The following is an 11,022-nucleotide window of genomic DNA, read 5'->3' as shown; positions in this document are numbered from 1 at the left end:
TGTCGTCGACCGAGAAGGCCACGCGATGCATGCCGATCTCGTTGGGCAGGGTGGGTTCGGTCTCGATCGCGTCGGGGTGGATGTACTCGAACAGCTCGAGACGACCGGTGCCGTCGGGCGTCTGGAGCATGGCGATCTTGGCGTGGTTGCCGTCGAGGCCGACCGCGGTGTCGGCCCACTCCCCGCTGACCGTGTCACGGCCGAGGACGGTCAGACCGAGGTCGGCGAAGAAGGCGATCGTCGCTTCGAGGTCGCGGACGGCGATCCCGACATTCTCCAGCTTGATGGGCATGCACTGCACGCTATCGAGCCAGGGTCAGGCGTTCCGGAGCAGCCGGTGACGTGTCAGGCTGCCGGTGTGCTGCCGTCGACGATCACGACCACGGACTACCACACCGGCGGCGAACCGTTCCGGATCGTCGCCGATCCGCCGGTCCCCCGGCTCGCCGTCCTCGCGGCCGACGGCCGGTTGCCGCGCGGAACCGCACTGCGACACGAGTCGATCGTCGGCAGCACCTTCCTCGGAACCGTGCTCCAGTCCGTCGAGGTCGACGGCCGCGCCGCGGTCATCCCTCAGGTGACCGGGAACGCACACCGCACTGGTGAGCACCGGTTCTCGGTCGATCCTCACGACCCCCTGGTCCCGGGCTTCGTGCTGAGGTGAGGTTCCTCGACGCGGACGCCGTTGCCGCGCTTGGTCCGGCGGCGGCGATGCAGGCCGTCACCGACGCCTTGCGCGGGGGACTCGACCCGGCCACCGACCCCGCGCGGGTCGCGGTCGACCTGAGTCACGGTCAGTTCCTGTTCATGCCGTCGGAGACCCCTACCGCAGCCGGGGTCAAGGTTGTCACCATCGCACCCGACAACCCGGCCCGCGGCCTGCCCCGGATCCAGGCTGCCTACCTGCTGTTCGACCGGGACGCATTGACACTGCGCGCGGTGCTCGACGGGACCGCCCTGACCACGCTGCGGACTCCGGCCGTCTCGGTCGCCGCCGTCCTCCGACGACTCCCCGATGTCGCACTGCGGGTCGTGGTCGTCGGAGCCGGTCCGCAGGCCATTGCGCACGTGGCGACCTTGTCCGCCGTACGCCGCGTGCGAGAGACGATCCATCTGGTGCGTGACCCGTCCCGCACCGCGCTCGATGCCGTTGCGCTGGGCTCAGCGCAGTCGGACGAGGCGCTGCGATCCGCCGACATCGTGGTCTGTGCGACCTCGGCACGACACCCGCTGTTCGACTCGGCGCTGCTCCGCGACGACGTGGTCGTGGTCGCCGTCGGCACCCACGAGCCCGACGCACGGGAGCTGGACGCTGCGCTGCTCGGACGGGCCACGGTGGTCGTGGAGGACACCGCCACCGCGCTGCGTGAGGCGGGCGACGTCGTCATGGCGGTCGAGGACGGCGTGCTGGATCCGCGGAGTCTCCTCGCGATGCGGGATGTCGTGACCGGCGCCGCGGACGTGACCGCCGACCGGCCGCTGGTGTTCAAGAGCGTGGGCATGCCGTGGCAGGACCTCGTGATCGCCGAAGCCGTCCTGCAGTGCCAGCGTTGAGGGTCCCTACTCGACGGAGAACGGTGCGGACCCGGCGCTGGTGTACTGGTCGGTCAGCAGGTAGTGAACCTCGTACTCGCCTGCCGGGAGTGGCCACGGCCGGCCCTGGTGGTCACGACCGAGGACCAGCTCGCCGTCGGTGCTCGGTGGGATCGCGCCGGCGTCGTGCCCGCCGGTGTAGGCCCAGACCAGGTAGTTGTCCTTCTCGGGGTCTGCGGCGCCGGCGCGGTAGACGCCGATCCAGTCCCAGCGGTTGGCGGGCCCGTCGGTCCATCGCACTGCGATCGGGTCGCCGACGTCATACGACGGGGTGTCGGTCGTGAGCTGGACCTGTGCGTCCTGGGGGCGCACGTAGAACTCGTTCTCGGCGAGCACCGAGCCGTCGGCATCGGTGAGCTCGACCCGGTAGGGGCCCGGTGACATGGAGCCGGTCTCGACCTCGAGTGTGCCCGACTCGGTGACGTCGAACGACGACGACGAGGAGCCAGCCACACGCACGGTCCCGCCTTCGCCTTCCGGCAACCAATAGCTGACGGCGACCGAGTCGCCGACGGTGAGCATCCGGGAGGAGAGGGCGACCGTCACCGGGATCGGGGCGGGCGTGACGGTCAGCTCGGCGTAGACCGCGCGGTGGTCCGAGGTCCATCGCGGGTAAGCACGGTCGACACCGGCGGCACCTTGCTCCCCGACGAGCTCGCTGCTCTCGACCTCGACCGGCCCGCCGACATAGGCGTAGTCGATCCGACGCGGACTGCCGCCGTTGCCGGCGACCTGGCCCCAGGTGTTGCCGGGATCGGCGGCCGGGTCCGGGTGCAGCTCGCGATAGGTGTCGCGCAGCCCCGTGTCGACCAGGGCTTGGCTGACCGGCCAGGCGACCGGTCCCACCCCGCCGTGCTGGTCGGCGGTCTCGGCCGTCCAGTCCAGGTGCGAGGGCTGGTTGAGATCGCCGGTGAACAGGACGGGCCAGCCGTCCTCGAGCAGTGAGGTCGCCGACGGCAGCAGCTTCTCGAGCGAGGAGGTGCGCACCTCGTCCTCGCTGGCCAGGACCTCCTCGACCGGCACCCCCTTGGCGAGCCGGTTCGGCCCGTCCTGCACGTAGTCGAGGTGGGTATTGATCATCGCCACCGCCTCGCCCGGCCGGACCTCGATGAACGAGTAGAGGCCGTCGGCCTGGGCAGGCTCGAGGATCGGGTACTTCGAGAGGATCTGCAGCCCGATGTTGTAGTACGGGTACCCAGCGGCCTCAGCGATCTCCGGAAGCCGGTTGTACGACTCCAGCACCCCGACCACGTCAGCGTCGAGGTCGGCCATCACCGCGTCGCTGGCCCTGCTCCCGCCGTACTCCACGTTGAAGACCAGCAGCGACAGCGGCATCGGTTCAGCCGCGGCCGCTGCCGGGGTCGAGGGAGCGGTGTCGGGCTCGGTCGGGCCCACGTAGTCCGTGCAAGCGACCAACAGCGAGCACGCGAGGCCCACCACTAGACCCACAGCCGCCGGCCTTCGTCGCATGACACCCTCGCTGACTGATCGAACAGTCAGGAGCGACCCTAGTGGTCGCGCGACGTGCTGTCAGCCCCCGGCCGCATCGAGCCAGGCATGGGCAGCGAGCAGTTCACCCACCAGCGTCTCGGTGAGGAGCCGCACGTCGTCGACGTCGTCGTGGGCGTAGCGCAGCACGTCGGTCACGCCGGCGACGGACGCACCCACGGCAACGACGGTGCTGCCGCGCTGACGGGTCCAGTCCAGCAGCTGCGGTTCCCAGCGGGAGCCGCCGAGCAGCAGCATCCGGTAGTCCGTCGTCTTGGTCAGGTAGACGTCGACGTGGCTCCAGTCGCCGGTCTCACAGCCCACCGCTGGTAGCCGAGGCCCCTCCCGCAGCATCAGCGCTGACTGGTACGCCGAGGAGATCCTCCGGGCCGGCGCGACGACGTGGGTGCCGTGGGGTCCGAGCAGCAGCTCGGCGAGCCGGGGGCGCCAGTCGTCGGCCCGGGCGAGCAGGTCCTCCGTGGCCTCGGCCGCCCGTGCGACCGGCGGGAGGGGGACGCCGACCAGGTGGGACTCGAGCGCGAGCAGCAGCGCCAGCGTGTGTTGGAAGGAGCGGCAGGCGACACCTCCGCGTTCCTCGCCGGCCTGCATCCACACGGTGCGGGCGGCGCGCTCGGTCAGTGGCCCCTCGTGGTTCGCCAGCGCCACGAACGGGACGCCCAGCCGATCCACCGCGTCCACGGTCTCCGCGGATCCTGCCGAGGCCGAGACCGCGATCACCAGCGTGTCACGGCTGACGGCCGGCAGCAGGTCGGAGGACGCGAGCTCGGCGACGGCAGGCACCCCGCCGGTGCGGAGCCGCGCGGCGGCGACCAGGTTCGCGTAGTGCGAGGAGCCCATCCCGAGCAGCAGCACCTGCGCGGGAGGGGTGAGGAAGCTCCAGGCGTCGGCGAGGTCGAGCGCGCGCAGCCGGGCCGGCTTCTCGAGCAGGTCCGCCAGGAACTGGTCGGGCTTCACGTCAGTCCTCTCCGACGCAGCGCCGCCTCGGGCACGTAGTGCCACCGTGGCAGGTGGGAGTCGGCGTACGCCAGCTCCCGCTGGATCTGGTCGAGCACGTACTGCTCCAGCAGGGTCTCGTCGAGCAGCGCGTCCGCGGTCTCCTGGTACGACGCCAGGAACTCACCCTGCACCTGCTCGGTCCAGCCGACCACCTCGTCGTCGGACAGGTCAGGCGCGTAGTGCTGCACCACGTGCCCGACGTTCTCCAGCGCCACCAGCATCCCGGCCACGTCGTAGGCGGCCGGTCGGTGCCGGACCCGTTCCTCCGGCGGCAGCGTGGGGTTGCCGTCGAAGTCGATGACGTACATCGTGCCGCCGGGAGTACGCAGCACCTGACCCACGTGGTAGTCGCCGTGGTCCGCCACAGGACCGCTGGGGGAGTCGGCCAGCGCCAGGTGCATCGAGGCAGTCAGCGCACCGAGTCCGCGGGCGAACGGGAGCGAGTCTCCCTGCTGGACGCCCAGCGCGACCCGGCACTCGTGGAGGCACCAGGTCCAGCCGTCGGTCGCGTCTTGCACCAGGTCCACGACCGTCACCACCGGCACCCAGAAGTCGTCCGGTGTCTGCCACTCGACCATGCCGCGCAGTCGTGGCGTCGCGACGAACCCCGCGGCGTCGAGCCGCCGCAGCCGCTCGGGCGCGGGGTGGGGCCCGACCAGCGGCTCGGTGACCCACTTGACGACCACGGCGTCGCCGACGACCCACGAGTCGTTGGTCTGGTCGACGTCGATCCGGCGTTCCGTCGCGCCCACCGACAGCGGCTCGCCACGCGTCACCCGGAACCCACCGGGCGGCTCGTCGTCCGAGGCGAGCAGGTCAAGCAGCGCCGCGTTCGGTCTCGGCCCGGAACGCGCGGAGCGCCACTGGCCGCCCGCGTCGGTGACGGCGACCGGGAAGGACGAGGGGTCAGCCACGCTGCGCCAGGTGCTCCAGCCCGACCCGCTCGATGATGTCCGCACCGCGGCGCAGCCCGTCCCGCTCCCGGATCGCTGCGCCGACGCGAGCCGACCGGTCCCGCAGGGCAGTGTCTGCGAGCAGCTCCTCGACGGCGCCGATCAGCTCCTCGTCGGTGAACGCGTACGTCGACAGGCGGCGACCGAAGCCGGTCTCGTGCACCCGCTGAGCGTTGTCGTACTGGTCCCAGAAGAGGGGGAGCACGATCATGGGCTTCCCGAAGTGCAGCGACTCGGTGGTCGTGTTGTTGCCGCCGTGGGTGATCACGAGGTCGACCTGTGGGATGACCTTGGTCTGCGGGACGATCGCGGCCCCGACCATGTTGTCGGCGAGCCGGACCTCGTCGGCACGCGGGCCCATGCTCACGACGACCCGGTGCTCGGTCTTGGCGAGCGCGTCGATCAGGCGCTGCAGCAGGTCGATGTCGGCGCCCCCCAGCGACCCCAGGCTGAGGTAGATGATGGCCGAGCCCTCTGGCCGCTCCCGGAACGACTCCGGCAGCTCGTAGTCCTCGTCGGTCTCGCGGACGCTCGAGTCGATCCGGTGCCAGGACCCGTCCAGCGGGCGCGCGTCTGCGTAGTCGAGCTCCTCGGGATAGACATACAGGTTCGCGACGTCGGACGTGTGGACGAAGTCGCGGCGGGGCAGGGGAGGGGTGCCCTGCTCCTGCACCCAGGCGTTGAACGAGTCCCATGTCTCCTGGTGGGTGCGGTCGAACTCGGCGAGGAAGGCGTCCCACCCGCTGCGGTCGTCGGCGGCGTACCCGGAGAACGTCGGTGCGATGTCGTCGCCGCGGATCTCCAGCGGGTTGCACGAGACGATCCGGACGAAAGGTGCGCCGGAGCTGAGCAGCGCGGGGAACGTGACCACGTTGTCCTCGACCAGCACGTCCGGCCGGTGCTCGGCGATGATCGCGCGCAGCTGCGGCTCGCAGTACTTCGCGCCGTCGATCAGCGCCTGGTACGTCGGCTGGATGAAGCTCGACAGCTGCTCGATGGTGGGCTTGCGGAACTCCGGGGCGGTCTCGTGGATGAAGTCGATCCAGAACTGGCCGGCGGCGTCCTCGGAGGCGTCCGGGTCCGGTTCGGCGAGGTCGACGAGCGCCTCGACGAAGCCGAGCGGCGCGAGCTTCCCCTCCCATGAGCGCTCGGCCGCGAAGACGACGGTGTGGCCGCGGTCGAGAAGCACCTTGCCGAGCCCGATGCACTGGTTGGTGGGGCCGTACGCCGACTCGGGCATGAACAGCACGGTGAGGCTCTGGGTCGGCTGGTCGGTCATGCGGGCTTTCCTTCCGGGTGAGGGTCCGGGTGCGTCCCGGGCTGGTCGGGGACGAGCGGGTGGCCGGTGGCGACGCGGGCGTAGTCGAGGATCAGCTCCGCGGCCGCGTCGTGGTCGATGCTCGGGTGGCCGGCGATGATCCGATAGCCGTAGGCGTCCTCGAGAGCCACCAGGTTGCGGGCGATCGTCCGCGAGTCGTGCGCGAGCTCGAACACGCCCCGGGCGGTGCCGGACTCCAGGATCACCTGGTACATCGCGACCTGGCGGTCGTAGAGGGCGGTGAGCAGCGCGGCGTACACCGGCTGGCGGCCCGCGGCGCCTCCCAGCTCGCACAGCAGCCGCACGGACGCGTCCTGGCGGTCGACCGGGAGGCCGGTCCGGACCGTGACGACCAGCTTCTCCACGGGGTCGTCGATGGTGGCGAGCGCGGCGATCCGCTCGTCGTAGAAGCGCTCCATGCCAGCCCGGTTGGCCTCGAGCAGCAGCGCCTGCACGTCGGGGAAGTGGTAGAGCACCGCACCCGAGGTGAGCCCGGCCGCCTCGGCCACGTGCCGCAGCTTCGCGTCGGCGCCGTGCTCGAGCATGGCCCGCTGTGCCGCCCCGACGAGGGCGTCGCGACGCGCCCGTCCGGCCTTCGAACGACTCATGGCTGGTCACCCTGCCACGGATCGTCGATTTCTTGAAGAGACGTTCAGGAACATTGAGTAACAAGCCGGTTTCAAGCCTGCCTAGCCCTTGCGCGTCTTTGAACGTCTCTGCAATCTTGGCGGCTGAGGTCACGCAGATCCGGTAGCCGAGGAGGCCCCCATGACCCCACGCACGTCAGCACGTCAAGCTCTGTGGGGGATCGGTGCCCTCTCTGTCGCGATGGTTCTCGCTGCCTGCGGTGGCGACGATCCGGCGGCCACTCCCGAGGCCAGCGACCTCGACCCCGACGCAGACCTGTCGACGCAGTCGGTCACGGTGTCGAACTGGGCCGGGTACATGGCCGAGGACATCGGCGACCAGTTCGCGGAGGCCACCGGCTCGTCGCTGAGCGTCGCCGAGCACGCCACCAACGAGGAGATCATGGCGAAGCTCACCGCCGGCGGTGACTCGGGCATCGACGTGGCCTTCGTGTCCGGGCAGTACGCCCAGGCGCTGAACGAGGCTGGTCTGCTCGAGCCGATCAGCCGTGAGCTGGTCCCCAACCTCTCGAACCTCTACCCGCAGGCCGAGGAGCTCAGCTACGACACGGGCAACGTCTACTCGGTCCCGTACACCTGGGGCACGACCGGGATCTGCTACCGCTCGGACCTGGTGGACCCGGCGCCGACGTCGTGGAACGACATCCTCGAGCCGGACCCGAAGTACGACGGCAAGATCACCATGCTCTCCACGGAGCGCTGGTTGGCGTTGCCGGCCCAGAAGGCGCTCGGTTACTCGGTCAACACCACCGACGACGACGAGCTGGCCGAGATCCAGGACAAGCTGATCGCGGCCAAGGAGCACCTGCTCGGGTACGACGACACGACGTTCTACGAGAAGCTCGTGTCCGGCGAGGCCGTGATGACCGAGGCCTGGGACGGCTGGTGCGGCTACGGCATGGCCGAGAACCCCGACATCAAGTTCACGGTGCCCGAGGAGGGCAGCGACCTGTGGGTCGACACGATGGTCGTCCTCAAGGACTCGGAGAACAAGGAGGCCGCGATGGCCTTCATCAACATGATGCTCGAGCCCGAGACCCACGCCTGGGTGACCGAGAACGTCTACTACAACGTGCCGAACGAGCCGGCCGGCGAGCTGGTGCCCGCCGAGCTGAAGAAGCAGTTCCCGCAGCTCGACGTGACGCCGGACGAGCTGGCCGAGGGTGAGAGCCTGATCGACCTCGGTGAGGACTCGACGAAGTACACGGAGCTGACGACCGAGGTCACCGCCTCCTAGATGGCCGTCCCCACGACCCGGCCGCGGGACCGCCACCGGCTCCTCGAGAAGGTGGTGTTCCTGGGGCCGGGCCTGCTCTTCACGGCGGTCTTCGTGGCCGTGCCGGTGCTCCTGGTCCTCAGCTACACAGTGTTCGACCGCGGTCGCTTCGGGGGCGTGGTCTACGAGTTCGGCCTCGACAACTTCAGCCGAGCCTTCCAGCCGACCTATCGCAAGGTCCTGGTCAGCTCGATCTGGATCGCCGGCCTGACCACCCTGATCGCGCTGCTGCTCGGTTATCCGGTGGCGTACGCGATCGCGAAGATGCCCGACCGCTGGCGCAATGTCTGCCTCGTGCTGGTCGTGGTGCCGTTCTGGACCAACTTCCTGATCCGCACCTACGCCTGGATCATGCTGCTGAACACGCAGGGCATCGTGAACGATGCCCTGATCGGGATCGGGATGGTCGACGAGCCGCTCACACTTCTCTACACGCGCGGGGCCGTGGTGACCGGGCTGGTCTATGCCTACCTGCCGCTGATGATCCTGCCCATCTACGCCTCCGTGGCCCGGCTCGACGCCGAGCTGCGGGAGGCCTCGGCCAACCTCGGGGCTACGCGGTTGGCCACGTTCATGCGGGTGACCCTGCCGCTGTCGCTCCCCGGCGTCGTGACCGGCTGCATCTTCGTCTTCGTGCCGAGCCTGGGGAACTTCGTCGTCCCCGAGCTGCTGGGCGGTGGCAAGTCGGTGATGGTCGGCAACCTGATCCGCGACCAGTTCCTCAAGGCGAGGGACTGGCCGTTCGGGGCCACGTTGGCGCTCTGCATGGTGGTCTTCCTGATCGCGCTCTTCGCGATCCAGTCGGTCGTGAGCCGGCGGTTCGCCGTGGAGGTGGACCGATGAGCGGCCGTGCCTCGACGTCCCGCGGTGAGCGGCTCGGGTGGCTGTGGCTGCCGCTGCTGATCTGCTTCTCGTTCCTGTACGTGCCGATCGTCGCCCTCGTCGTGATGTCGTTCAACAGCGGGAAGTCGGCGCTGAACTTCAAGGGGTTGTCGCTGCAGTGGTACCCCGAGCTCTTCCGGGACGGCGACATCGGCCAGGCGTTGCTGAACTCGCTGCTCGTGGCCGTCGGCTGCACGGTGGTCTCCACCGTGCTGGGCACGATGCTGGCGGTCGGGCTGGTCCGCTACACGCGGTCGACTTCGCTGGACTCGGTGGTGATGGCACCCGCGATCCTGCCCGACCTGATGCTGGCGATCGGGCTGCTCTCCTTCTTCGCGGCGGTCGGGGTGTCGCTCGGTCTCTCCACAGTGGTGCTGGCCCATGCCGCCTTCGGTACGGCGTTCGTGGTGGCCGTGGTGCGCGCCCGGCTCGTCCAGCTGGACCGGTCGTTGGAGGAGGCATCGCAGGACCTGGGCGCCGGCTGGTTCACGACGTTCACGCGGATCACGCTGCCGTCGATCGCGCCGGCCGTGGCCGCGGGCTCGCTGCTCGCGTTCACGCTGTCGATCGACGAGTTCGTGATCGCCTTCTTCACCAACGGGCCCACCAGCCCGACCTTGCCCATCGAGATCTACTCGCGGGTGCGCTTCGGCGTGACCCCGGAGATCAACGCGTTGGCGACGATCCTGCTGGCGATCAGCGCGATCGCGGTCGTCGTCGTCGCCGTGACTGTCGGACGAACGGAGAGCCGCGATGACTGAGCCGCTGGTGTCGATCAGGAACGTGGGGGCGTCGTACGGCAGCGTCCGGGCCCTCGACGACGTCTCGCTCGACATCGGCGACAAGGAGTTCTTCGCGTTGCTCGGGCCGTCGGGCTGCGGGAAGACGACGTTGCTGAGGTCGCTGGCCGGGTTCGAGACGCCGACCGAGGGGACCGTGCTCTTGGCCGGCGAGGACCTGCTGGCGGTCCCCGCCCACAAGCGGCCGGTGAACATGATGTTCCAGTCCTACGCGCTCTTCCCGCACCAGACCGTGGCCAAGAACGTGGGCTACGGACCGGCCCGGGCGGGGGAGTCGAGGCAGGAGATCGCACGGAAGGTCGACGAGGTGCTGGAGATCGTCGGACTGACCGGCCTGTCCGGTCGCCGGCCGAGCCAGCTGTCGGGCGGTCAGCGGCAGCGCGTCGCGCTGGCGCGGGCGATCGTGAACCGGCCACGACTGCTGCTCCTGGACGAGCCGCTGTCGGCGCTGGACCGCAACGTGCGCGCGCAGATGCAGCTGGAGCTGAAGCGACTCCAGCACGAGGTCGGGATCGCGTTCGTCATGGTGACCCACGACCAGGACGAGGCGCTGTCGATGGCCGATCGGGTCGCCGTACTGGACGGCGGCCGGGTCCAGCAGGTGGCGACCCCGGAGGAGCTGTACCAACGGCCGGCGAACCGGTTCGTGGCCGAGTTCATCGGGCAGAGCAACGTGTTCGAGGGCTCGGCGGCCCCTGGCGGCCTGTCGGTCGGGCCGACGGTGCTGCCGGGGCACGGTTCTGGTCGCTACCTGGTGGTGCGGCCCGAGGACGTGCGGATCGCACCCTCGGGCATGGTCTCGGGGACGGTGGTGGAGACCCAGTTCACCGGTGGCATGTCGACGATCGCGGTCACACCGGAGGGTGTGGCGACGGCGTCCGGTCAGCCGGTGCTGGTGCGGCAGCCGGGGTCGACCGGGGTCGAGCGTGGTGCGGTGGTGTCACTGACGTGGGAAGCGGACGCCGCGGTGCTCGTGCCATGACGGGGTCGGACGACCCACTCGCCGACGCCGAACCTCGCTCCTACTGGCACGACCTACACGACCTCG

The 11,022-nt window shown here is 69.8% G+C and carries 12 protein-coding genes; 6 read left to right on the top strand and 6 right to left on the bottom strand.

The window, feature by feature from the left end; translation table 11 throughout:
• On the bottom strand, positions 1 to 292 hold a 292-nt coding region (locus VFZ39_RS17560), incomplete at its 3' end, for a VOC family protein (RefSeq protein ID WP_330867086.1).
• A gap of 66 nt (positions 293 to 358) precedes the next feature.
• Between VFZ39_RS17560 and VFZ39_RS17555 the strand changes: the two genes are divergently transcribed.
• Positions 359 to 664 (top strand): proline racemase family protein, encoded by a 306-nt coding sequence (locus VFZ39_RS17555; protein ID WP_330867085.1) that lies wholly within the window; start codon positions 359 to 361, stop codon positions 662 to 664.
• A complete protein-coding gene (locus tag VFZ39_RS17550; RefSeq protein ID WP_330867084.1) occupies positions 661 to 1,554 on the top strand; it encodes an ornithine cyclodeaminase family protein in 894 nt (297 codons plus the stop codon). The genes VFZ39_RS17555 and VFZ39_RS17550 overlap by 4 nt, the downstream gene beginning before the upstream one ends.
• A gap of 6 nt (positions 1,555 to 1,560) precedes the next feature.
• On the opposite strand, the gene VFZ39_RS17545 is transcribed toward VFZ39_RS17550, so the two are convergent.
• The 5 genes from VFZ39_RS17545 to VFZ39_RS17525 form a co-directional block, all read right to left on the bottom strand.
• Positions 1,561 to 3,042, bottom strand: coding sequence for an endonuclease/exonuclease/phosphatase family protein (locus VFZ39_RS17545; RefSeq protein ID WP_330867083.1), 1,482 nt, complete (start codon positions 3,040 to 3,042; stop codon positions 1,561 to 1,563).
• 81 nt (positions 3,043 to 3,123) lie between these two features.
• Entirely contained in the window at positions 3,124 to 4,056 is a 933-nt protein-coding gene (locus VFZ39_RS17540; protein ID WP_330867082.1) for an SIS domain-containing protein, read from the bottom strand.
• The gene (locus VFZ39_RS17535) at positions 4,053 to 5,012 is read right to left on the bottom strand and encodes a hypothetical protein (protein WP_330867081.1); all 960 of its coding nucleotides are present in this window, start codon (positions 5,010 to 5,012) and stop codon (positions 4,053 to 4,055) included. Before VFZ39_RS17535 ends, VFZ39_RS17540 begins: the two co-directional genes overlap by 4 nt.
• Positions 5,005 to 6,330, bottom strand: a complete 1,326-nt coding sequence (locus VFZ39_RS17530) for a glycosyltransferase (protein WP_330867080.1) — start codon at positions 6,328 to 6,330, stop codon at positions 5,005 to 5,007. The genes VFZ39_RS17535 and VFZ39_RS17530 overlap by 8 nt, the downstream gene beginning before the upstream one ends.
• Positions 6,327 to 6,977 carry a TetR/AcrR family transcriptional regulator gene (locus VFZ39_RS17525; RefSeq protein ID WP_330867079.1) on the bottom strand — a complete coding sequence of 217 codons (651 nt, stop codon included), beginning with the start codon at positions 6,975 to 6,977 and terminating at the stop codon, positions 6,327 to 6,329. Before VFZ39_RS17525 ends, VFZ39_RS17530 begins: the two co-directional genes overlap by 4 nt.
• A 220-nt stretch (positions 6,978 to 7,197) precedes the next feature.
• Between VFZ39_RS17525 and VFZ39_RS17520 the strand changes: the two genes are divergently transcribed.
• The 4 genes from VFZ39_RS17520 to VFZ39_RS17505 are packed head-to-tail and all read left to right on the top strand — an operon-like array spanning position 7,198 to position 10,956.
• A complete protein-coding gene (locus VFZ39_RS17520; protein WP_330867078.1) occupies positions 7,198 to 8,253 on the top strand; it encodes a spermidine/putrescine ABC transporter substrate-binding protein in 1,056 nt (351 codons plus the stop codon).
• On the top strand, positions 8,254 to 9,135 hold the full coding sequence (locus VFZ39_RS17515; RefSeq protein WP_330867077.1) for an ABC transporter permease: 882 nt from the start codon (positions 8,254 to 8,256) through the stop codon (positions 9,133 to 9,135). It begins immediately after the preceding gene.
• The gene (locus VFZ39_RS17510) at positions 9,132 to 9,935 is read left to right on the top strand and encodes an ABC transporter permease (protein ID WP_330867076.1); all 804 of its coding nucleotides are present in this window, start codon (positions 9,132 to 9,134) and stop codon (positions 9,933 to 9,935) included. Before VFZ39_RS17515 ends, VFZ39_RS17510 begins: the two co-directional genes overlap by 4 nt.
• Positions 9,928 to 10,956 carry an ABC transporter ATP-binding protein gene (locus VFZ39_RS17505; protein WP_330867075.1) on the top strand — a complete coding sequence of 343 codons (1,029 nt, stop codon included), beginning with the start codon at positions 9,928 to 9,930 and terminating at the stop codon, positions 10,954 to 10,956. The genes VFZ39_RS17510 and VFZ39_RS17505 overlap by 8 nt, the downstream gene beginning before the upstream one ends.
• The last annotated feature ends 66 nt before the right edge of the window (positions 10,957 to 11,022 follow it).

It is taken from the genome of Nocardioides sp. (assembly GCF_036374615.1).
GTDB lineage: Bacteria > Actinomycetota > Actinomycetes > Propionibacteriales > Nocardioidaceae > Nocardioides.
Note: the sequence above shows the minus strand (reverse complement) of the source record. Positions and strands in the feature narration are given on the sequence as shown.